At 61.9% G+C, this 20,407-nt stretch carries 25 protein-coding genes; 15 read left to right on the forward strand and 10 right to left on the reverse strand.

The features are described 5' to 3' along the window. A partial coding sequence (locus M3O22_02605) for a hypothetical protein (protein ID MDP9195650.1) occupies positions 1-315 on the forward strand: 315 nt, incomplete at its 5' end. A 51-nt stretch (positions 316-366) separates the two neighbouring features. Here the strand turns inward: M3O22_02605 and M3O22_02610 are convergent. Continuing rightward, positions 367-897 (reverse strand): hypothetical protein, encoded by a 531-nt coding sequence (locus M3O22_02610; GenBank protein MDP9195651.1) that lies wholly within the window; start codon positions 895-897, stop codon positions 367-369. Positions 898-1,107: 210 nt separating this feature from the next. Between M3O22_02610 and M3O22_02615 the strand changes: the two genes are divergently transcribed. Continuing rightward, a complete protein-coding gene (locus M3O22_02615) occupies positions 1,108-1,785 on the forward strand; it encodes a hypothetical protein (GenBank protein MDP9195652.1) in 678 nt (225 codons plus the stop codon). Between the two features lie 13 nt (positions 1,786-1,798). Here the strand turns inward: M3O22_02615 and M3O22_02620 are convergent, their stop codons facing one another. Both M3O22_02620 and glmS read right to left on the reverse strand, forming a co-directional pair. Beyond that, positions 1,799-2,416, reverse strand: coding sequence for a hypothetical protein (locus tag M3O22_02620; GenBank protein ID MDP9195653.1), 618 nt, complete (start codon positions 2,414-2,416; stop codon positions 1,799-1,801). A gap of 5 nt (positions 2,417-2,421) precedes the next feature. Continuing rightward, entirely contained in the window at positions 2,422-4,248 is a 1,827-nt protein-coding gene (gene glmS / locus M3O22_02625) for a glutamine--fructose-6-phosphate transaminase (isomerizing) (protein MDP9195654.1), read from the reverse strand. Between the two features lie 260 nt (positions 4,249-4,508). On the opposite strand from glmS, the gene M3O22_02630 reads away from it, so the two are divergent. From M3O22_02630 to rsmD, 3 genes are read left to right on the forward strand one after another with little or no spacing between them, the layout of a single operon-like run. Next, positions 4,509-4,886, forward strand: coding sequence for a hypothetical protein (locus tag M3O22_02630; protein ID MDP9195655.1), 378 nt, complete (start codon positions 4,509-4,511; stop codon positions 4,884-4,886). A 4-nt stretch (positions 4,887-4,890) separates the two neighbouring features. Beyond that, positions 4,891-5,664 carry an rRNA pseudouridine synthase gene (locus M3O22_02635; protein ID MDP9195656.1) on the forward strand — a complete coding sequence of 258 codons (774 nt, stop codon included), beginning with the start codon at positions 4,891-4,893 and terminating at the stop codon, positions 5,662-5,664. After that, a complete protein-coding gene (gene rsmD, locus M3O22_02640) occupies positions 5,661-6,230 on the forward strand; it encodes a 16S rRNA (guanine(966)-N(2))-methyltransferase RsmD (protein ID MDP9195657.1) in 570 nt (189 codons plus the stop codon). Before M3O22_02635 ends, rsmD begins: the two co-directional genes overlap by 4 nt. On the opposite strand, the gene M3O22_02645 is transcribed toward rsmD, so the two are convergent. Next, a complete protein-coding gene (locus M3O22_02645; GenBank protein MDP9195658.1) occupies positions 6,219-7,430 on the reverse strand; it encodes an N-acetylmuramoyl-L-alanine amidase in 1,212 nt (403 codons plus the stop codon). The two genes, rsmD and M3O22_02645, sit on opposite strands and share 12 nt — an antisense overlap. A gap of 604 nt (positions 7,431-8,034) precedes the next feature. On the opposite strand from M3O22_02645, the gene M3O22_02650 reads away from it, so the two are divergent. Beyond that, positions 8,035-10,548 carry a ribonuclease E/G gene (locus M3O22_02650; protein ID MDP9195659.1) on the forward strand — a complete coding sequence of 838 codons (2,514 nt, stop codon included), beginning with the start codon at positions 8,035-8,037 and terminating at the stop codon, positions 10,546-10,548. A 2-nt stretch (positions 10,549-10,550) separates the two neighbouring features. Further along, complete coding sequence (locus M3O22_02655) at positions 10,551-11,330, forward strand: TIGR00730 family Rossman fold protein (GenBank protein MDP9195660.1); 780 nt, start codon at positions 10,551-10,553, stop codon at positions 11,328-11,330. 170 nt (positions 11,331-11,500) lie between these two features. Here the strand turns inward: M3O22_02655 and ruvC are convergent, their stop codons facing one another. From ruvC to M3O22_02680, 5 genes are all read right to left on the reverse strand, one after another. Then, positions 11,501-12,028 (reverse strand): crossover junction endodeoxyribonuclease RuvC, encoded by a 528-nt coding sequence (gene ruvC / locus M3O22_02660; GenBank protein ID MDP9195661.1) that lies wholly within the window; start codon positions 12,026-12,028, stop codon positions 11,501-11,503. Positions 12,029-12,061: 33 nt separating this feature from the next. Then, positions 12,062-13,048 (reverse strand): small ribosomal subunit Rsm22 family protein, encoded by a 987-nt coding sequence (locus M3O22_02665; protein MDP9195662.1) that lies wholly within the window; start codon positions 13,046-13,048, stop codon positions 12,062-12,064. A gap of 3 nt (positions 13,049-13,051) precedes the next feature. Beyond that, positions 13,052-13,573: a DUF882 domain-containing protein gene (locus tag M3O22_02670; protein ID MDP9195663.1), complete on the reverse strand. Its 522-nt coding sequence runs from the start codon at positions 13,571-13,573 to the stop codon at positions 13,052-13,054. Positions 13,574-13,877: 304 nt separating this feature from the next. Next, entirely contained in the window at positions 13,878-14,303 is a 426-nt protein-coding gene (locus M3O22_02675; GenBank protein MDP9195664.1) for a hypothetical protein, read from the reverse strand. Between the two features lie 11 nt (positions 14,304-14,314). Continuing rightward, the gene (locus M3O22_02680) at positions 14,315-14,611 is read right to left on the reverse strand and encodes an integration host factor subunit beta (protein ID MDP9195665.1); all 297 of its coding nucleotides are present in this window, start codon (positions 14,609-14,611) and stop codon (positions 14,315-14,317) included. 90 nt (positions 14,612-14,701) lie between these two features. Here M3O22_02680 and M3O22_02685 point away from each other — a divergent pair, with 90 nt between their 5' ends. From M3O22_02685 to M3O22_02715, 7 genes are all read left to right on the forward strand, one after another. Next, on the forward strand, positions 14,702-15,382 hold the full coding sequence (locus tag M3O22_02685; GenBank protein MDP9195666.1) for an HAD family hydrolase: 681 nt from the start codon (positions 14,702-14,704) through the stop codon (positions 15,380-15,382). A 16-nt stretch (positions 15,383-15,398) separates the two neighbouring features. Beyond that, entirely contained in the window at positions 15,399-15,671 is a 273-nt protein-coding gene (gene hfq, locus M3O22_02690) for an RNA chaperone Hfq (GenBank protein ID MDP9195667.1), read from the forward strand. Further along, positions 15,661-16,965, forward strand: coding sequence for a GTPase HflX (hflX, locus tag M3O22_02695; GenBank protein ID MDP9195668.1), 1,305 nt, complete (start codon positions 15,661-15,663; stop codon positions 16,963-16,965). Before hfq ends, hflX begins: the two co-directional genes overlap by 11 nt. A 61-nt stretch (positions 16,966-17,026) precedes the next feature. Further along, complete coding sequence (locus M3O22_02700) at positions 17,027-17,548, forward strand: invasion associated locus B family protein (protein MDP9195669.1); 522 nt, start codon at positions 17,027-17,029, stop codon at positions 17,546-17,548. A gap of 159 nt (positions 17,549-17,707) precedes the next feature. After that, positions 17,708-18,379 (forward strand): prolyl oligopeptidase family serine peptidase, encoded by a 672-nt coding sequence (locus M3O22_02705; protein ID MDP9195670.1) that lies wholly within the window; start codon positions 17,708-17,710, stop codon positions 18,377-18,379. Then, on the forward strand, positions 18,376-19,233 hold the full coding sequence (prmC, locus tag M3O22_02710; GenBank protein MDP9195671.1) for a peptide chain release factor N(5)-glutamine methyltransferase: 858 nt from the start codon (positions 18,376-18,378) through the stop codon (positions 19,231-19,233). Before M3O22_02705 ends, prmC begins: the two co-directional genes overlap by 4 nt. Before the next feature lie 74 nt (positions 19,234-19,307). Next, on the forward strand, positions 19,308-19,802 hold the full coding sequence (locus M3O22_02715; GenBank protein ID MDP9195672.1) for a hypothetical protein: 495 nt from the start codon (positions 19,308-19,310) through the stop codon (positions 19,800-19,802). On the opposite strand, the gene M3O22_02720 is transcribed toward M3O22_02715, so the two are convergent. Next, entirely contained in the window at positions 19,796-20,140 is a 345-nt protein-coding gene (locus M3O22_02720; GenBank protein ID MDP9195673.1) for a hypothetical protein, read from the reverse strand. The genes M3O22_02715 and M3O22_02720 overlap by 7 nt on opposite strands. 58 nt (positions 20,141-20,198) lie before the next feature. On the opposite strand from M3O22_02720, the gene M3O22_02725 reads away from it, so the two are divergent. Continuing rightward, on the forward strand, positions 20,199-20,407 hold a 209-nt coding region (locus M3O22_02725), incomplete at its 3' end, for a hypothetical protein (GenBank protein MDP9195674.1).

Below are 20,407 nucleotides of genomic sequence, written 5' to 3' on the forward strand. Positions count from 1 at the left end.
GCCTTCATGCGGGCCATAGCCAGTCCTGGTTTCGCCCTGGGCGAGCAGGAACAGCCCTGGAGGAACGCCGAGGATTTTCTGATCCGGTCCGGCCGGGGAGAGCCTTCGACATTTACAGGGCAGCTGATCCCCTTTTCACCGGAAGAGGTGAGGGGCTTCCTGCAGAAGGCCATGGACCTGGCTGCCCGGAAACATACCCCCGCGGAGGTCCGGCAGATGATCCGGGACGCCATTCCCGCCGCATGCATTTATTTTCCGGGTATCGCGGGCCCTCTGAACTCACCCGCCATACAGGACCATCCAGCCTGCAGGTGAACGTTTCCTGCGCCCTGCTTTTTCCCGCCCGGTTAACCGGAATGCTGAATACTATCTGCCGGGGCCGGGGACTGCTGCCTTGCTGGCAGGCGGGGTCACGGGCTTTGCCTCAAAGACGATTTCCCCGCCTTTTTTTGCCGTGAGCGTGCCATCAGGCTTAATAACCACCTTCGCCGCCCGCAGGGTCAGGAGGAATGCACTGTCCGCATCATGTGCTTCAGTATATGATCTCCTGACGCCATTTTCTTCAACCGTGCATCCCTTGGTTTGTTTTTCGCCGCCTGTCACCTGAACTGCCGTGGATCCCGGGGGGCTGTCATCGGGTGTGCGGATTTTACGGAGGGAGGCGGCGATTGTACTGCATGCCCCTTCTGCCTTCAGCGTGCCGGCACTGGAAAGATCGTCAGGATTTCCGGGGGTCATTTCAATGCGGAATTTCTGGACCCTGGTGGGTTCCTCGCCATGCATGCGGGTCACGGTCCATGTTTTTGTATCAGGCTGGCTGCTGTCACCGGCATGGGCGTATCCACCACCCAGTGTAACAAGCAGGGCGGCGAGTGCGGATCCACGAGTATTTGACATGGCGTGCCTTTCTGGCTGCGAGAAACATTATAACGTCAATATGCTGACACACTTTCCTTAACAGAAAGTCAAGGGATTTCAGGTCAGGAATCCTATTCCACCGTCACACTCTTGGCCAGGTTGCGGGGCTGGTCCACGTCGGTGCCTGTGAAAAAGACATTACTTTCACAAAAGTGACTTATGTTTCCGGTTCCAGAAGAGGATGATTGAATGCGCACGCCAGAACAACAGGAGCTCATAAATCAGTCCGTTACGCGTTCAGCCTTGACACGTGCTGCGGCTTTGGAGGCAAATTCCAGAGCACTTGTGCGGATGCTGGAAGATCCTGCCACAGTGGAAATGCTCAGTTGGGGTCTGCCCGATGATCCGTTTTTCAGGAAATTCGGGTCGAAAATAGAAAAAACGATACTCCATCTGCACAGAACACCAGAAGAAGCTGAACTTTCCTGTCGTCCCGATCTTTGCCAGCCCGTGCTGGGTTTCATACAGCGTACCCTGCAGGCTTTTGCAGGTTTTCCAAATCTTCGGCAAATAATGGTCTATGCCTTTGAAGGGCAAGGCGCAGCAAGCAAAGGCCTGGCCTGGTCACTCCTGATCTGTGGAGTCAGGTATCCCGGGATAATGCCTGTCATGTTCTGTGAAATGGCCATCCTTGCAAAGGAATTATCTGACACCCTGCCAGAGGCAGAAAAAAGCCTGCTGAAGGAAGTCCAGGATTTTGAAGTCGGTGACGAACGTTTACGCGGGCTGTTGGTCGGCCTGCGCAGCTTCATGCAGGCGCCCGACCAGCAACAATGGAGGGACGTTTTTTCTCCTTATATCGAAGCAATCGATAAAAAGATTCCCCCTCCATCGCCGCGCGGGGCGCGCAAAATCACTCCACCGTGACACATTCACAGGATCAGCGGGTATTTCTCCAGTATTTCGGTTCAGGGGACAGGACAGGTCCGGCCAGTTCTGGCAGCCTTGTCTTCTGGTCGCTGCCGAGGATTTTCATGGCCTTTTCCCCGTATTCCGCCTTCAGCTGGTCGACAGCGGCGTGATGTTCCTTCCAGATGTAGTTTCCCTTGCTGTCCTTGTCGGGAATCTTTCCTGTCCGGGTCCAGAAATCCATAAACAGGGACTGGATGCTCTCTGCCTGATCAGTCGCTATTCCCAGCTTTTTCTGCACTGACGGCCGGATCAGGCTGTACAGGGGACCCTTGTGCTGGATCCGGATTTCTTCCAGTCGGGTCCTTTGCGCCAGGGTCAGCGATGCTGTGATGTTCCTGTAATCTTCTTCATGGGCTTCAAGCACGGACCACTGGTCTATATAAAGAGCCAATCTTTTTCTCTGGCTGTTGATATGCTTCTGCTGTTCCGGCGACAAGCCCAGATCATCTTCAACTTCACTGTAGAATGGGGGCAGATCTGCTTCTGCCATAGCCTGGTGGAAAGCGTACCCCTGCAGGTTTTCAGCGGCCGTGCCAGGCACCGCGAATATCATGCAGGCCAGAAAGACCGCCAGAACAGCTTTCATATTACTCACTCCACCGTCACGCTCTTGGCCAGGTTGCGGGGCTGGTCCACGTCGGTGCCTTTGAGGACGGCGGTGTGGTAGGCCAGCAGCTGCATGGGAATGGCGTAGAGGATCGGGGCGACGAAGGGGTCGCAGGCAGGCAGGGTCATGGAGGTATGTGCCCGGTCGCCTGCTTTGGCCACGCCGGCGGCATCGGACAGCAGCATGATCTTGCCTCCGCGCGCCGCTGCTTCCTGTAAATTGGACACTACTTTCTCGAACAGCGCGTCCATGGGGCCCAGCACGATGATGGGCACATGCTCGTCGATCAGGGCGATGGGGCCGTGTTTCATCTCGCCCGCCGCATAGCCTTCCGCGTGGATATAGCTGATCTCCTTCAGCTTCAGCGCGCCTTCCAGCGCCAGCGGATAGCAGAGGCTGCGGCCCAGATAGAGCACATCCCGTGCCTCGGCCAGCTGGCGGGCCATTATCGCGATCCGATCATCGTGGCGGAGGATCTCAGCCACTTTTGCGGGGGCTTCACGCAGGGCCGCTGTTAAAATTTTCTCCCGATCCGGAGTCAATGTACCCCGCGCCCGGCCCAAGGCAATGGCAACCGAGGCCAGAACGGCCAGCTGTGTGGTGAAAGCCTTGGTCGAGGCCACGCCGATCTCCGGTCCGGCCTTGGTGTAGAACACCGCGTCGGACTCCCGCGCGATGGTGCTTTCGGGCGCGTTCACGACGGACAGGATGTGCTGCTTCTGGCGCTTTGCGTAACGGAGGCCTTCCAGTGTATCCAGCGTCTCGCCCGACTGGGACACAAAAATGGCTACGCCGCCTTCGGGCATGGGTGGCTCGCGGTAACGGAATTCCGACGCGATGTCGATCTCCACGGGCACGCGCGCCACCTGCTCGAACCAGTATTTGGCCACCATGCCCGCATAGAACGCCGTGCCGCACGCCACGATGGTGATGCGCGAGGCTTTGGCCAGGTCGAAGGGCAGGGCGGGCAGCTGGATCTGGCCGCCGGGGCCGGTGAGGAACGACTGCAGTGTGTCGGCAATTACCGCGGGCTGCTCGAAAATTTCTTTCAGCATGAAGTGGCGGTACTGGCCCTTGCCCACCATGGCGGCGGTGACCGTGCTGGTCTTGACGGGGCGCTGCACCACGTCGTCGTTGGCGTTGCGGATGGTGGCGCCGCTGCGGCGCACTTCCACCCAGTCGCCGTCTTCCAGATAGCTGAGTTTGTTGGTCAGCGGCGCCATGGCAAAGGCGTCCGAGGCCAGGTACATCTCGCCATCACCGTATCCAACGGCCAGCGGTGTACCACGTCGCGCACCGATCATCAGGTCGTCGTGGTCTGCAAAAATCAGGCCCAGAGAAAACGCGCCGTCGAGCCGTTTCAGGGCCTTGGCCGCGGCGGCCACGGGGGAAAGTTTCTCGTGCTCCAGATAGTGCGTGACCAGGTGGGCGATGACCTCGGTATCCGTCTGGGTGGTGAAGCGATGCTGAAATTTTTCCAGCTCGGCCTTCAGTTCCTGATAGTTCTCGATGATGCCGTTGTGGACGACAGCCACACGGGCGGTGGCGTGGGGATGCGCATTGTTCTCGGTCGGACCGCCGTGGGTCGCCCAGCGCGTGTGGCCGATGCCGGTCTTGCCGGTCAGTGGTTCCTGCTGGAGTTTCTGCGCCAGATTGTTGAGTTTACCTTCTGCACGACGGCGCTCGATCCTTCCGCTGACCAGCGTGGCCATGCCGGTGCTGTCATAGCCCCGGTATTCCAGCCGCTTCAGCCCATCGAGAATCTGGTCCGCAACGTCCGCTTTTCCGACAATGCCGATAATGCCGCACATGGTATTGTTCCCCGCATTTTCTGTCATCCTGAGCGAAGCATCCTGATAAGGATGCGCAGTCGAAGGATCTCCTTGGGGGGAGAGATCCCTCCGCTGCGCTCCGGTCGGGATGACAATCACTTGTATCCGGAAATCCTATACCAAACCCCGCTGCTCCCTGTCACACACACTTTGTGACGCAATGTTTCAATACAGACCGGACTTCTGCTATGGTCGCCGCCGGGCGCTGTGCCCGTATGAAACCCGGGGAATGTCACACCATGAAAAAGATTGTTGTTCTGGCCCTTGCCGGCCTTGCGCTGTCCGCCTGTTCCACCATCGTTGAGGGCCGGTCGCAGCAGCTGTATGTCAACACCAATCCGGCGGGCGCGGAATGCGATCTGACCCGTCAGGGCATGAGCATCGGCAGGGTCAATCCCACGCCGGGCGCCATTATGGTGGAAAAGACAAAGCATGACATCACCGTGACCTGCAAGAAGTCCGGCTATCAGACAGCAACTTATATCAACAAGTCTGACGTGGCTGGCGCCACGGTGGGTAACGTGATCCTGGGCGGCGGCATTGGCTGGGCCATCGACAGCGCCACGGGCTCGGACAACAAGTATGAAACGCCCATGAACATCACTCTGGCCAGGTAAAAAAGTGCCTGTGCCGGAAGGCAAGAGCACGGCTGCGGACCGGACCGGGGAGCGCATTGCAAAGCGCATGGCCCGGGCCGGTCTGTGCTCCCGCCGGGATGCCGAGCGCTGGATCGCGGAAGGGCGCGTCAGTGTCAACGGCCGGGTTCTGGACAGTCCAGCCTGCGTGGTGGGTCCGGATGACGGGATCCTTGTGGATGGCCAGCCACTGCCGGATGCTGAACCGGCAAGGCTGTGGCGCTATCACAAGCCGTCGGGACTGGTCACTACAGCCCGCGACGAAAAAGGCCGCGACACGGTTTTTGCGAACCTGCCGCCCGGCCTGCCGCGGGTGGTGTCCGTGGGCCGGCTGGATCTGACCACCGAAGGCCTGCTGCTGTTGACCAACGACGGGGGATTATCCCGTCATCTGGAACTTCCCTCCACCGGCTGGCTGCGGCGCTATCGCGTGCGTGTGCACGGCACGGTGGATGAGGCGCGCCTGGCCTCCCTTGCGGCCGGCGTGACGGTTGAGGGTGTGAAATACGGGCCCATCGAGGCTGTCCTGGACCGCCTGCAGGGGGCCAATGCCTGGCTGACCGTTGGCCTGAAAGAAGGAAAGAACCGCGAAATTCGCCACGTTATGGAACACCTGGGGCTGAAGGTTACCCGCCTGATCCGCGTCGCCTATGGTCCTTTCCAGCTGGGCAAACTGGCGGAAGGGGAGGTGGAGGAAATTCCCCGCCGTGTCCTGAAGGAACAGCTGGGCGATTTTTTCAGCAGCCTGGCCAGGGGATGAGGATCATCGGCGGAAAGCATCGCAGGCGGGCCCTGCTCACGCCGCCGGATCAGGAGATCCGTCCCACCGGCGATCGCCTGCGCGAGACCATCTTCAATCTGCTGGCCCATGCCGCCTGGATGGAGCGGGGCCTGCAGGGCCTGACAGTTCTGGATGCGTTTTGCGGCACGGGAGCGCTGGGGCTGGAGGCCCTGTCCCGCGGGGTTGGACGGGCTGTTTTCATGGACATCAGCCAGTCATCGCTGGATCTGGCCCGGCGCAATGCCCGGGCGCTGGGGGAGGAGGGGGCCTGCACTTTCCTGCAGGTGGATGCAACCCGGCCTCCTGCGCCGCCGGTTGCCTGCGACCTGGTGTTTCTGGATCCGCCCTATGGAAAGAACCTTGTTCCGGCAGCGCTGAAAGCACTGTCAGAGAACGGGTGGCTGGCCCCGCACGCTGTGGCCGTCTGTGAAACTGCCACGACCGATCCCTGGCAGGATGTCCCGGGCCTTGTCCTGAAAGATACCCGCATCCAGGGCGGGATTGTGGTCAGGTTCCTTGTGGCAGCGGGTGCGTCATCTGCCTGAAGGGTCGGCCAGAGTCTGTCCCGGGGCCCAGGCGTCGATGGCTTTCCTGATTTCCCGGGCCAGGGTGCGGTGGTGATCGGGCCGGGCCAGCAGGCGGCTGTCTTTCGGGCTGGACAGATAGCCCATCTCGATCAGGATGGACGGAATATCCGGCGCGGTCAGAACCGCAAATCCGGCGGATCGCAGGGCCGAGCGCAGCAGGATGATATCACCGTCCAGCTCCTTCACAACAGATCCGGCCAGGCGCCGGGACTGGACCATAGTGTCCCGCTGGGCCAGGTCGAACAGGATGCTGACCACATCCTGGTCCTGGTCGGCCACGGCCACGCCCGCAATCTCGTCCACCCTGTTTTCCTTGTCAGCCAGGGCGGCGGCCTCGCGGTCCGAGGCCTGTTCCGACAGGGTGTAGACCGACAGGCCCCGCACGTCGTCCTTGCTGATGGAATCCGCGTGGAGGGAGATGAACAGGCTGGCCCCGTGCTCCCGGGCAATGGCAACCCGCTCCCGCAGGCGGACGAACGTGTCATCCTCCCGCGTCAGCAGGACCCGCCAGCGTCCCGTATTTTCCAGCTCATTCTTCAGGGCGCGGGCCACGCCCATTGTAATCTCTTTTTCATAAACCCCGCCCACACCGATGGCGCCGGGATCAATGCCCCCGTGACCGGGATCGATGACCACCAGTGGACGCTGCGCCGGCCGGGCCATGGGTGGTCTGGACAGGCGCGGGGGGCGGGGCGGGATTGGAATGCCTCCCGCCATGACGGGGGAGGATACAGGCTGTACTGCTGGCTGCAGAACCGGTTGTGCGGCCTGTTCAACCGGGTGCATGTCCAGGACGAAGCGGGTGCCAAAGCCATCCCGGGGCGGGATGAACATGCCGCTGGCCATCACGGGGCGCATCGTGTCCAGGACAATACGCAGGGTACCGTCGTCCAGCCGGCCGTGACGCCAGCCTGTCACCAGCCCTCCGGCCGGCTCCTGGCCCTGGACCTTCCAGTCCATGCCGGCCATGTCGATGACAACCCGGTCCGGACCGGTCAGGGTAAAGACGGTGAACTTTGTGCCGGCTGTGGTTTCTGCCACAAACCGGGTCTTGTCAGGATGAACGCCAAGGCGGATTTTCTGCAGGCTTTCGCCGGCCAGCGCTACCCCGGAAAGGGACAGGGCAGCGAGAAAGAAAGACAGAAAAAACAACCGCAAGGCCATTCCGGTCCCGACTGGAAAACAGAAGAAACTGCCAGTGTTCTAGACGGACTGTGACTGAAAAATCAAATGGCTTGCGTTTTATTATGTCATCCTGAGCGAAGCGATGCATGGCATCGGGAAGTCGAAGGATCTCTTTTGATGGAGGAGATCCCTCCGCTACGGTCGGGATGACGGATTGTGCCGGCAGGAATTCTGTTTTATCGCTCCCACAGCTCTCCTGGCATCAGAAAAATTTTGACTGTTGCAGTTGTGCAACGTCATCTGTATGCTCGGGGTGCGACCAGGTTGCCTTAAGTCCTTATCCCTTGAGACAGGGTCCAATGCACCGCAAAATCCTTCCTGTGGCCATGCGCCAGACAGCAACGATGAGATGCGGGATTGCGGAGGGACGGCAACCGGATGGTGAAACCTCGAAGCCGGAAGCGGCCCTGATCCAGGGCCGTTGTGAAGCGCGGGGTCCTCTGGCTCTGGCAGCTCTCGAGCGCCGTTGTATCAAGGGACGACCCCTGCTTCTCCCCGGCTTCACATACAGTGGACATTTCCGGTCCGCCCCGGTCGCAGGGCGGGCGGGAACAGTGTTCCGGGAGATCATGAATACATGGGCAAGCGTATGCTGGTGGACGCGTCTCATCCTGACGAGACGCGCGTGGCCATTATCAGTGGCAACAAACTGGACGACTACGATTTCGAGCTGAAAAGCCGCAAACAGCTCAAGGGCAATATCTATCTGGCCAAGGTGGTGCGGGTCGAGCCCTCCCTCCAGGCCGCCTTTGTGGAATACGGCGGCAACCGCCACGGGTTTCTGGCTTTTTCCGAAATCCATCCGGACTATTACAGGATCCCGGTCGAGGACCGCGAACAGCTTCTGAAGGAGATGGCGTCCGCGCCGGAAGACCAGGACGGTGAGGAAGACGGGGAAACAGGAGAAGGTGCCGGCGGTGAAGCCGCGGGCAACACCGGCACGGAAGGGTTTTTCCCGCCGCCGGATGTCCAGACAGAGGACATTCCCGCAGGGGCTGTTGCCGCGGAACCTGTTCCTGCAGACATGCTTCCGCAGCTGGACAATCCGGTGGCGGAGAAAGTGGCGCTGGAAGAGTATCTTCCCGAAACATCCGGTACGAACGGAGAGGCCGTACGTCCGGATGCCTTGGGCGGCGACACACCGCCTGACGCCTTGGGCGGCGATACGGTAGAGGACGAGGAAACCCGCCGCAAGGCCCGCCCCTGGCGGAACTACCGGATCCAGGAAGTCATCCACCGCCGCCAGATCCTTCTGGTCCAGGTGGTGAAGGAGGAGCGCGGCAACAAGGGCGCTGCCCTGACCACCTACCTGTCCCTGCCGGGCCGCTATTGCGTCCTGATGCCCAACACGCCCAAGGGCGGGGGAATCAGCCGCAGGATCACCAGTCCCCAGGACCGCAGACGCCTGAAAGACATGGTCGAGGCGCTGGGCGTTCCCGACGGCATGGCGGTCATTCTGCGGACTGCGGGTCTGGACAAGGGCGAGGCGGACATCCGCCGCGACCTGGAATACCTGCTGCGCCTGTGGGACACGGTGCGCGAGGAAACGCTGCAGTCCACGGCGCCCAAGCTGATCTATGAGGAAGCCAACCTCATCAAGCGGACCATCCGCGACACCTATTCGTCCGAGATTGACGAAATCATCGTCGAGGGCGATGCCGCCTGGAACGCGGCCCGGGACTTCATGCACATGCTGATGCCGTCCCATGCCCGCAAGATCCACCATTACCGGGAGCAGGGCCTGCCCCTGTTCCTGCGCTATCAGGTCGAGGGCCAGATCGACAGCATCCACAACCCTGTGGTCCAGCTGCGTTCGGGCGGGTACATCGTCATCAACCAGACCGAGGCGCTGGTCGCCATCGACGTGAATTCCGGCCGCGCCACGCGCGAGAAGAATATCGAGGAAACGGCCCTGCGCACCAATCTGGAAGCCGCGGACGAGGCTGCGCGCCAGATCCGGCTGCGCGACCTGGCGGGGCTGATTGTCATCGACTTCATCGACATGGAAGAGGGCCGCCACAACGCGGCGGTCGAGCGGCGCCTGAAAGAGGCCATGAAGAATGACCGGGCCAGGATCCAGCTGGGGCGGATCTCGGCCTTCGGGCTTCTGGAGCTGTCGCGGCAGCGGTTGCGGCCCAGCCTGTCCGAGGCGCATTTCGAGAAATGCCCGCACTGTGCGGGAACGGGGACCCTGCGCTCTGCCGAATCCGCCGCCATGCTGGCCCTGCGCACGCTGGAGGAAGAGGGCGCAAAACGCCGCTCCAGCGAGCTGACCATCCATATTCCCACCCGCGTGGCCCTGTGCCTGCTCAACCAGAAGCGCCAGATCCTGGTGTCCATGGAACAGCGCTATGGCATGCGGGTCACGGTGGCCTGTGACGATACGCTGGTTCCCCCCAATTGCCGCGTGGAGCGGGTGGGGATCCGCGATACGGACACGGCCTCCGGCCCGGTGACGGGAGAACAGGTCATGATGTCCACAGGACTGGAAGAGACTGCGGTGGACACAGCGCCTGTGTCCGGGGAAGTAACAGAACCCCTTGGAGAAGAAGAGTTTGTGGAAGCTTCCGGTGTGCCCACTGCCGGGGAGGGACAGGATATGTCCCGCCGTCGCCGCGGACGCCGCGGCGGACGTCGCCGGCGGGAACACCAGGGAGATTTTTCCAGGGAGGCGCCGTCCTCCGGACAGGAAGCCGCGCCGCAGCCTGCAGACATTGATGCCCTGTTCGAGGCCAGCGAGCGGGTCTGGGAGCAGGGACAGGAAGGCTCACAGGGTCAGCAGAGGTCCCGCGATGCAGGACTGGCCCACAGCAATGGCAGGCGCGAGCACTCCCAGGAAGGCCGGCACCAGGACGGTCGGGGTCCACGTCGTGGTGGACGCCGCCGTGGTCCCGGCGGACGGGGACGCCATGGTGGCCCTGGTCGCCCGCATGCCCACCGGGAAGGCGGAATGACCGAAAGACAAGGCCATGCGTCGGCCCGGGATATGGGCGCGGCCCCGTCCGGTCCACCACCGTCTGCGGGAGAAGGCGGCGGCAATGAGGCCACGCCGGTGCGCAAGGGCTGGTGGAACAAGCTTCTGGGAAACTGAGTATGGATTCTGGTGATATGAACGGAAATGGTGGACGCAATAACATGGGGCCGACTTACCGGCTGCCGGCCCTGGACCAGGACTACATTCTGGGTGATTCCATGCGGGGCGTGCGTTTCCTGCTGGAATATTCCAAGGCCGAGGAGCACCTGCGCGCCTGGGGCATCCGGTCCGCCGTCGTGGTATTCGGAAGCGCCCGCGTCCGGCCGGATGCATACAGGTATGAACAGGCCCGGCTTTTCGGAAAGATTGTCTCGGAACAGGGCGGCGCCCTGACGCCGAAAGACGGCTGGCGCGACAACGTCATCGCCACCGGGGGCGGACCCGGCATCATGGAGGCGGCCAACCGGGGTGCGCATGAGGTTGGCGCCCCGTCCATCGGATTCAACATTGCCCTGCCGACCGAGCCGCAACCCAATGCCTACAGCACGCCCGAACTGACGTTCAATTTCCATTACTTCGCCATGCGCAAGATGCACCTGGCCATGCGCTCCAGCGCGCTGGTGGTATTTCCGGGTGGCTTTGGCACGCTGGACGAGCTGTTCGAGCTTCTGACCCTCAGCCAGCACAACAAGATGTCGCCGGTGCCCATCGTGCTGTTTGACACCGCCTTCTGGAAAAAACTGGTGAACTTCGAGTTTCTGGTGGAGGAGGGTATGATCGCCCCGCGTGACCTGTCCCTGTTCGCCTATGCGGATACGGCCCAGGAAGCCTGGGATGCCCTGAAGAAAAAAGGCCTGCACAAAAGAACCGCACCGACCCTGCTCAAGGAGCAGGTCTGAGTATACCGTCTGCGAAGATTCTTCTCTTCTTTTGTTGTCATCCTGAGCGGAGCGTCACACCGTGACGCGCAGTCGAGGGATCTTTCTTTGTGAAGGAGATCCCTCCACTCACTGTGTTCGGTCGGGATGACATGAACATTGCGGGAGACATCAAGCTTTCCTGTCTCGGTTTACCGCGCAGCGCCGGCCATGATGCCGCCCAGAATCTTTCGGGTCTGGCTGTGGTGGGCGTGGCAGATGGCCACTGCCAGGGCGTCAGCGGCGTCGGGGGAGCTGGCCAGACATCCGGGCAGCAGGATTTTCACCATGGCCTGGATCTGGGTCTTGTCCGCATGGCCGTTCCCAACAACGGATTTCTTGATCAGGTTAGCGGGGTATTCGCCCACCTCCAGCCCCCGCCGGGCGGGCACCAGAAGGGCGATGGCCCGCGCATGGCCCAGTTTCAGCGTCGAGACCGGGTTCTTGTTCAGGAAGGTTTCCTCCACCGCCGCCTCGTCCGGTGTCCACTGGTCCAGCAGGGTCTGCAGCCCGTCATGAAGCTGCACCAGCCGCCGGGCCAGCGACAGGGTGTTGTCGGAATGCACGGTGCCCGCGGCTACAAAAGACAGCCGGTTTCCCTGTACGTCAATAACTCCCCAGCCCGTGTGGCGCAGGCCGGGATCAAGACCAAGAATGCGGCGGGGAGAAGAAAGAGACATGAGTCTGACAATAGGCCCTGGGATCAGGACCGGTCAACCGGGCCACTCATCGCCCCAGTCTGTTTTGCGAACCCGGGACCACAGGGTTTTGTCGCGGCGGGAGACTGTCTCCCGCTTCAGCTGTCCTTCCGGTGTGCACAGGTCCAGCCGCACGTGGCCACTGCGGTGCAGGGGCGCGCTGACCACCCGGCTGGCGGGAGTTTCTGCAATGCCGAGGCCGGGTCGCACAGCAATCACATATGAAAACTTTTCAGTGCCATGATCCAGGGCCGCGGCCTTGGCCTCGCGATGGAGGGCCGAGCGCCGGATGTCTTGCGGGAAATGGCACCAGTTGTCCGCGGGCATGGGACAGGCCTTTGCATGGGGGCAGGGGGCCAGGATCCTGGCGCCGCCCGCCAGAAGGATCTCACGCGCCTGCCGCACAGTCTCAAATCCCTGCCGCGAGCCGGGCTCGGCCAGCACAAGGGCACCCTGCGTGGCAGCCCACAGGCGCCGGATCACATCGGGCAGGGCAGCGGGAGGAAGTTCATTCAGGGCATAGGACGCCACCACGAGGTCCGATGCCGGCCAGACATTGCGGTCTGTCAGGTCCTCACGGCGCCACAGGACATGCCGGTCCGGAAACTGTCCCAGGTGGAACAGGGTCTGGCCGACAGTGATCCATTCCCCGTCGCGCTCCAGCAGCGTCATGGCCTCCGGCTGCCCGAAACAGGCCGCCACGGCCCAGGCGGTGGTTCCGGGGCCTGCGCCCGCATCCAGGATCGAGCGGGGCCGGAAGTCTGGTTTCTTGCGCTGAAGTTCCGAAAGACACCGGGCCGCCACAGCCCATGTGGCCGGCAGGCGGGTCAGCAGATAGGCCAGCTTTTCCGTGCGCCCCAGCGACAGCCTGTCCCTGTCGGTCCGGTAGGCAGCCGTTACATCTGCAGCAGCCTTTTTGCGCGCCGGGGCGGAAAGATCCGCCGCCAGCTGTTCTGTGGCGCGCGCCAGGGATTCAGGAAAGGACGGGATCTTTTCAGTCACAGGTTATTGGTGAACAACCCACGTTCTTGCAGGCCCTGTGTCAAGGTGCACATGGCCGGTGCCGGGATACAGGGCAGCGCCGCCTTTTTTCAGGGCCAGCGCCGCGTCCAGGATCCGCTGGGGCTCGATGCCCGGAATGCGGATGTCCACGGCCTTGCCATGCATGTGCAGGCTTTCCTTCGCCACCAGGCTGTTGTTTTTTGCCATGGCCCGGTTGCGGGCCGGATCGCGGTATCCGTTGACAACCTCGATGGGCTGGCTGGCGGGCAGACCCAGCTTTGTGCGCAGGGCATGGAGATAGTCCAGCAGGGCGGGATCCACAGGATAGATATCGCCCGTGACAGGATCGCGAAAAATGCGGGACAGGGCGATGATGGCCTCCTGGTCATGGCCGCCATTGCGCCACCAGGTCTGGTGAACCTGCTCGCGGGTCTGTGGCTGGACCAGGGTCAGGGACTTTTCGCCTGTATTTGGGACAAATCCCGCACAGGCGGACAGCAGCAGCGCCAGAGCCACTATTGCCATTCTGCGGACAGGGCGGATCACCGGATATTTCCCCTTAACGATTGTCCAGGATATTCCATGCGACAATGTCATACTGATCGCATTTCTGTACATGCGATGTCCATCCTGGAAACTGGCCTGCCCGGGGGAGACCCCAGGCAGGCTTTTTTCAGAACCCGCCCCCAAAACCCTGACTGCCATGGCGTTCTGCCTTGTCTTCCTGCGCTTCCGGTGCTCACGTACTGTAACGTACGCTCCGCTCCGGTTCTCGAAAAAGACGGCGGCAATCCGCTCACGGCAGCGGGTTGGGAGACGGGTTCGTAAATCATACAACCGTGGACGGAGCCCTGTAGACAAGCCGTGCGATCAGGGCGCTGGCCAGACCCCAGACCAGCAGGGCGGCCAGCCACGCGAGGGCCAGCTTTCCGGGAATGGGCATCCACACATAGCATCCGGCGGCGGAAACGCCCAGCATCAGCCCGGTCCAGAACCCGAACTTCAGGGTCCTGTACAGGGGCAGACCGGCGCAGCAGCGGGCGTAGAGGGCAACGAACGCGAGGGCCATGGCCAGCTGACGGGCCAGGTTCAGGAGCATGCCCTTTTCCATCTCTTCCATCGGGCGCCACAGGGTGGCGGCTTCCAGATACAGGGGCATCAGCAGGTGCCCGTGGACCAGCATCTCATACCCGACAGTAAACAGTGCAACGACAACAAACGTCACCAGAAAACGGGGAACATGCAGGGGTTTCATGACAGTTCCTTTCAGGACGATCCAGCAGGATTGCTGTTGAGCAGATCATGCAGCAATTTTCCCGTCCTGAAAAGCGGGACAGTTTTTCTGTTCACAGAGACCCTGGCGCCCGTTTTCGGGTTGCGTCCCGTCCGGGCCCTGCGCTGACGTGTGTGAAAAACCCCGAAGCCGCGCAGCTCGACCCTTTTTCCCGCAGCAAGTGCGCCGGCAATGGCGGCAAAGACAGCGTCAACAGCCTTTTCCAGATCACCGGCCCGCAGGTGCGGGTTGCGCCGGGACAGCCTGGCCACCAGTTCGGATCGTGTCATGCTTTTTGCCATACCCGGACAAAACCTCTTTCAGTAACAGGATCCTGCGTACTACACATAAAAGGTTCCTGTTTTCAAGGAGAACACACCATGACAGCCGGTCTTCTGCGCGACCTGCCCCGCCCCAGGACGGTCCTGTTCGACTGGGACAATACCCTGGTGGATGTGTGGCCCCTGCTGCACCGGGCCATGAACGCGGCGCTGCAGGCTGTGGGCTATGCGCCCTGGACACTGGGTGAGGCACAGGTGCGCATGAAAAGATCCGCCCGCGACATCATGCCACAGCTGTTTGGCGACAGGGCATCCGTGGCTGAAAAGGCTTTCCACGCCGCCTACCGGTCCCTGCATCTGGAGGCGCTGGCGCCCTGTGACGGGGCCGAGAGGATTCTGGCCTTGCTGCACGAATCAGAAATTCCCGCCGCTGTGGTCAGCAACAAGACCGGATCCATCCTGCGGGACGAGGTGGCCATGCTGGGGTGGGAGAGGTACTTCGTCAGGACGGTGGGGGCCCGCGACGCGGCCCGGGACAAGCCCGCCGTCGATGTGGTGCTGATGGCCCTTGAAAGCACGGGGATTGCTCCGGGCCCCGATGTATGGTTTGTGGGGGATACGGATGTGGACATGGAATGCGCCCATACATCCGGATGTACCCCCATTCTCCTTGGCGTGGAAAAAATGGCCGGGGGGATGGAGTTATGGCCGCCGGCTGCCTATATTCCTGACTGCAACCGGCTGCACGGGGAGATGGTCGCAAGGCTGGCCGCACCATAACAGAAAGGAGAAAGTCATGGCCGAGAAAAATCACAACGTCCAGGACGTATTCCTCAATCACGTGCGCAGGAACAGAACACCCGTGACCGTATTTCTGGTCAATGGCGTCAAGCTGCAGGGCGTGATCACATGGTTTGACAGTTTCTGCCTGCTGCTGCGGCGCGAGGCGCACGCCCAGCTGGTCTACAAGCACGCCATCTCCACCATCATGCCGTCTGTTCCGGTCCAGCTGTTCGAGGGGGATGCGGAAACCATGCCGGAGAACGGAACAGAATCCGGTGCAGAGTAAATCCGTCGTCGGGAAACAGACCCGGGCCCTTGTCATCCATCCCGTCCTGAGGGAAGCGCAGAAGGAACCGCTGCGCACCGACCATGCCGCGCTGGAGGAAGCTGTGGCGCTGGCGCGGTCCATCGACCTTGAGATCTGCGGGGCGGAGATTGTCCGCCTGCAGCGGGCCCGGCCCGGAATGCTGCTGGGCAGCGGCACGGTGGAGACTCTGGCGCAGCGCGTGGCGCAGGACAAGATCGGCCTGGTCATCGTTGACCATGTTCTGTCCCCGGTCCAGCAGCGCAACCTGGAGCGGTCCAGCAAGGCCAAGGTCATCGATCGCACCGGCCTGATCCTGGAAATTTTCGGCCAGCGGGCGCGCACGCGGGAGGGGCAGCTTCAGGTCGAGCTGGCGGCGCTGGACTACCAGCGCTCCCGCCTCGTGCGGTCCTGGACCCACCTGGAGCGGCAGCGGGGCGGATTCGGATTTCTGGGTGGCCCCGGCGAATCCCAGCTGGAGATGGACCGGCGCATGATCGACACGCGCATCCTGCGGATCAAAAAGGATCTGGAGGATGTGCGCCGTACCCGCGGCCTGTCGCGCCAGGCGCGCCAGCGGGTGCCGTTTCCCGTGGTGGCGCTGGTGGGCTATACCAACGCGGGAAAATCCAGCCTGTTCAACGCCCTGTCAGGGGGCAGCGTGCTGGCGAAGGACCAGCTGTTCGCCACGCTGGACCCCACCATGAGGTCCATTCCCCTGCGAGGGGGGCGCAAGGCCATCCTGTCCGACACGGTGGGGTTTGTGTCAAACCTGCCCACCACGCTGGTGGAGGCGTTCCGCGCCACGCTGGAGGAGGTCCAGGCCGCGGACATCATCCTGCATGTACGCGACATCGCCCATCCGGACACCGAGGCCCAGCGCCAGGATGTGGAGCGGGTCCTGGAAGAACTGGAGATCCACGCGGCAACAGATCCGCGCCTGATCCAGGTCCTGAACAAGATCGACCTGCTGTCCCCCGAAGAGCGGGACCGGATCCGTGCGCAGATGGCGGGCCGGGCCGATGCCATTGCCGTATCCGCTGTGACCGGCGAGGGGCTGGAGGATATCCGTACCGCCATCCTGCGCTTTCTGGAGCAGGATCGGGTCGTAACCGACGTGCGCGTGCCCCTGACGGACGGAGCATCCATCGCCTGGCTTTACGACCGGGGTACTGTCCTGGCGCGGCGGGACAGCGACGACACAGCCTTTATCCACGTGTCCCTGGACCAGGCCGACCTGGCGCGGTTCCGGAAAAGGCAGAAACCCTTCCCTTGACCCCGGCAGGCCGGGGTTGGTATCAGGAACAGGATAACCACTGTCATATCGGGAATACGGAATGAGTTCTTTCCTTCTGCATCGTTTCTGTCCTGTTGCTGTCCTTGCAGTCGCCCTGGCCCTTGCGGTGCCGGCCCTGGCGGCGGAGGCCCAGCCCCTGGGAGCCCACAAGGACTGGTCTTCCTGGATGTTCGAGGAAAAAGAGGGCAAGGTCTGTTTCATGCAGACAAAGCCCCGGAAGAGCGAAGGGAAATACACCCGGCGGGGCGATGTCTACCTGCAGGTCACCCACAGGCCGGCAGAGGGAAGCTTTGACGTGGTCAGCCTGACGGCCGGATATTCCTTCAAGCCCGGCAGCGATCTGTCAGTAAAGATTGACGGCCGGTCCTTTACCCTGCTCACCAGCGGCGAGAGGGCCTGGGCCCTGGACGAGGCCGGGGACAGACAGCTGACCGACGCCATCCTGAAAGGAAAGCAGATGGTGGTGAAAGGCGTGTCCAGCCGGGGCACGGAAACAACGGATACCTATAGCCTGAGCGGATCCACGGCTGCCCACAAGGCCATTGACAAGGCCTGCCGGTAGAGACCCCCTCCATAACCCTGACTGCGGCGGACGCCTGCCACGTCACTGCGGTCCTCGAATCCTCATGTACTATCGTGTACACTCCGGTTCTGCGGTCCTCGTTTCTGGCATTCGTCTCGCCGCAGCGGGTTCTGCAGGGGGGCTATTGAGACTATTGAAATGACAAACCCTTCTTCCCTCAACGCTGTCCACCATCCGCCCCTGACGGGCCGGTTGCCGGACAGTCTGGTGATCCTGCTGCACGGGCTGGGTGCGGACGGGCAGGATCTGATTTCCCTGGCGCCGGAGCTGGCTGCGGCTGCGCCCTCGGCAGCCTTTGTGGCGCCGGATGCCCCGTGGCCCTGCGACATGGCACCGTTTGGATACCAGTGGTTCAGCCTGCAGGACCGGGATGCCGGACGCGTATACGCCGGGGTCCAGACGGCCTTTGGCATCCTGCAGGGATTTCTGGATACCATGGCCGATCGCTATGGCGTGCCAGGAAATCGCACAGTTCTGGCTGGTTTTTCGCAGGGAGCCATGATGGCCCTGCATGCGGGTCTGCGGCAGCAGAAGGGATGCGCGGGTGTTGTCGCCTGGTCAGGAGCCCTGACAGGCCCTGAACATCTGGCGACGGAGACGGTCAGCCGGCCGCCGGTTCTGGTAATCCACGGCGCAGAGGATGAGATTGTTCCGCCCCAGGTGTTTGAACCCGCGGTCAGGGCGCTGGAAGGTGCCGGTGTACCCGTGGAAGGGCACATGCTGCCCGGTCTGGGGCACGGCATTGATCCGCGCGGGCTGGATCTTGCCAGAAACTTTCTGGCCCGCACCCTGCCGCCCCTGTCATTATGATCCTTGGTGCTGTGACAGCCCGGGACCTGCTGCGCCTGGCCGCGGAGTCCCTGAAGCAGGCCGGCATTGATACTCCTGTGCTGGATGCGCGCCTGCTGCTGCAGCATAGTCTGGGGTGCAGCCGGGAAGACCTGCTGGGTGATCTTTCTGTAACAGAACAGCAACAGACGGATTTTGAGGTCCTGCTGCGCCGTCGCCTGGCGCGGGAACCTGTGTCCCGCATCACAGGAAGGCGCGGCTTCTGGACCCATGAGTTCCGCCTGTCGCCCGACACGCTGGACCCGCGCCCGGACAGCGAAACGCTGGTGGAGACTGCTCTGGACTTTTTCCCGGACCGGCCGGCACCGCTGCGCATACTGGATCTGGGGACGGGCACAGGCTGCCTGCTTCTGTCCATCCTGTCCGAATATCCGCACGCTTCCGGTCTGGGGGTGGATCTGGCTCCCGGCGCTGTAGAGACAGCCAGCGCCAATGCCCGTGATCTGGGACTGGAGGGCAGGGCGGTTTTCCGGGAAGGCTCATGGGCCGAGGGAATTGAAGAGGCTTTTGACCTGGTGATCTCCAATCCGCCCTATATTCCCGCCGGGGATATTGCAGGGCTGGAGCCGGAGGTGCGCGACCACGACCCCCGCCTGGCCCTGGCGGGGGGAGCGGACGGGCTGGAGGCATACAGGACCATTGCCCGCGATTTGCCCCGCCTCCTGAAACCGCAGGGATATGTGCTGCTGGAAGTGGGGGCATGGCAGGCCGATGACATATCAGCCCTTCTGGGCGCCGCGGGTCTGGCCGTCCTTCCCCACCGCCGCGACCTTGCCGGAATTGACCGGGTGGTTGTGGGCCACCAAGGCATCTGACCGGAATTTACCATCTTTTTACCAGTGCTCTTCCAGACTGCCTGTATCAGCGCTTCCTGTGTCTGGAAAAAGATATGACAAATATGGATGGGCAAAAAGAGCGGGTGGAACGGGCTATCGGGTTTTTTCAGGGAGATTTTCAGGGTACCCTGAAGAAAAGCCTGCAGTCTGTGGGAGCCAGAGAGATCGAGCTCTGGGGACTGACAGTGAAATTTGATCCTGAAGAACGGAAAGATCCTGTATCCGGTCAGGACCTGCTGCCCCTGTGCCGCATCAGTGTTTTCTTTTTGCTGCCGGATACATCGCGGCTGGCCAGATCGTTTGGGCAGATGCCGCAGACATGGAAGGAAAGAGAAATGGATCCACAGTCACAGGGCCTGCGCCATAGATGTTTTTATCATGATCTTGATCCGGTGGATGTGGACAGCAGGGCCCCCGGCTGCAAGGCATATATCCAGAAGCTTTTTTCCGGAATTGCAAGAGAGTTTGCAGCCCTTCCGCCGCCGCAGTCTCCGCTGCCGGGGTGTCAGAAAGTCAGGATCTACCGCTTCTTCCGGCCTGGTCAGTGATCCGCGCTGTGCAGGATCTGGTCCCGCACGCCCGTGTCATAGGCCAGCCCTTCCGCAGTCACCACCGCGCCATCGGGGAACATGGACCGGATCAGCCCCTTGCGCTCCAGCACCGCCCAGGGGGCCGGGTTGAACAGGCCCGAAGCATCCTGCGTCATCACCACATACCGGCCCAGATGGAAATGGTTCCCGTGAGGGTGGGGCAGGTGGATCACAGCCCGGCTGCCCTCATCGTTGCCCGGGGCTGATGTTTCAGGCATGCGCGCCAGTTCCTGCAGCAGGGCCAGGGTTTTCAGCTGCAGCGCGTTGAGGCCCAGGGGATTTTTCCGGTTTGCCATGACAGGTCCACAATCAGGGTGAAAAAGAGCCTGTAATGTAAAGACACAGGCCCTTCCCATGCAAGTCGTGAAATCGTGGTCCGCCTCTCTTCTGCCCGCCTTTGTGGCTGCGGGCTTCCCCCTGGCGTTCGGGATCCTGGCGCTGGTGCTGGGGCAGGACGCCAACTGGGACCTGAAAAACTATCACTGGTATAACGGATATGCGTTTCTGTGGGGTCGCTGGAATATCGATATCCTGCCGTCCCAGACGCCCTGGTTCTATAACCC

The organism is Pseudomonadota bacterium (genome assembly GCA_030775045.1).
Lineage (GTDB): Bacteria > Pseudomonadota > Alphaproteobacteria > JALYJY01 > JALYJY01 > JALYJY01.

Excerpts from the sequence above, each read along its gene's own strand:
- M3O22_02610 (MDP9195651.1), bottom strand. The coding sequence starts at position 897 with ATGTCAAATACTCGTGGATCCGCACTCGCCGCCCTGCTTGTTACACTG.
- M3O22_02615 (MDP9195652.1), top strand. The coding sequence starts at position 1,108 with ATGCGCACGCCAGAACAACAGGAGCTCATAAATCAGTCCGTTACGCGT.
- M3O22_02620 (MDP9195653.1), bottom strand. The coding sequence starts at position 2,416 with ATGAAAGCTGTTCTGGCGGTCTTTCTGGCCTGCATGATATTCGCGGTG.
- glmS (MDP9195654.1), bottom strand. The coding sequence starts at position 4,248 with ATGTGCGGCATTATCGGCATTGTCGGAAAAGCGGACGTTGCGGACCAG.
- M3O22_02630 (MDP9195655.1), top strand. The coding sequence starts at position 4,509 with ATGAAAAAGATTGTTGTTCTGGCCCTTGCCGGCCTTGCGCTGTCCGCC.
- rsmD (MDP9195657.1), top strand. The coding sequence starts at position 5,661 with ATGAGGATCATCGGCGGAAAGCATCGCAGGCGGGCCCTGCTCACGCCG.
- M3O22_02650 (MDP9195659.1), top strand. The coding sequence starts at position 8,035 with ATGGGCAAGCGTATGCTGGTGGACGCGTCTCATCCTGACGAGACGCGC.
- M3O22_02655 (MDP9195660.1), top strand. The coding sequence starts at position 10,551 with ATGGATTCTGGTGATATGAACGGAAATGGTGGACGCAATAACATGGGG.
- ruvC (MDP9195661.1), bottom strand. The coding sequence starts at position 12,028 with ATGTCTCTTTCTTCTCCCCGCCGCATTCTTGGTCTTGATCCCGGCCTG.
- M3O22_02670 (MDP9195663.1), bottom strand. The coding sequence starts at position 13,573 with ATGGCAATAGTGGCTCTGGCGCTGCTGCTGTCCGCCTGTGCGGGATTT.
- M3O22_02675 (MDP9195664.1), bottom strand. The coding sequence starts at position 14,303 with ATGAAACCCCTGCATGTTCCCCGTTTTCTGGTGACGTTTGTTGTCGTT.
- M3O22_02680 (MDP9195665.1), bottom strand. The coding sequence starts at position 14,611 with ATGACACGATCCGAACTGGTGGCCAGGCTGTCCCGGCGCAACCCGCAC.
- M3O22_02685 (MDP9195666.1), top strand. The coding sequence starts at position 14,702 with ATGACAGCCGGTCTTCTGCGCGACCTGCCCCGCCCCAGGACGGTCCTG.
- hfq (MDP9195667.1), top strand. The coding sequence starts at position 15,399 with ATGGCCGAGAAAAATCACAACGTCCAGGACGTATTCCTCAATCACGTG.
- M3O22_02700 (MDP9195669.1), top strand. The coding sequence starts at position 17,027 with ATGAGTTCTTTCCTTCTGCATCGTTTCTGTCCTGTTGCTGTCCTTGCA.
- M3O22_02705 (MDP9195670.1), top strand. The coding sequence starts at position 17,708 with ATGACAAACCCTTCTTCCCTCAACGCTGTCCACCATCCGCCCCTGACG.
- prmC (MDP9195671.1), top strand. The coding sequence starts at position 18,376 with ATGATCCTTGGTGCTGTGACAGCCCGGGACCTGCTGCGCCTGGCCGCG.
- M3O22_02715 (MDP9195672.1), top strand. The coding sequence starts at position 19,308 with ATGACAAATATGGATGGGCAAAAAGAGCGGGTGGAACGGGCTATCGGG.
- M3O22_02720 (MDP9195673.1), bottom strand. The coding sequence starts at position 20,140 with ATGGCAAACCGGAAAAATCCCCTGGGCCTCAACGCGCTGCAGCTGAAA.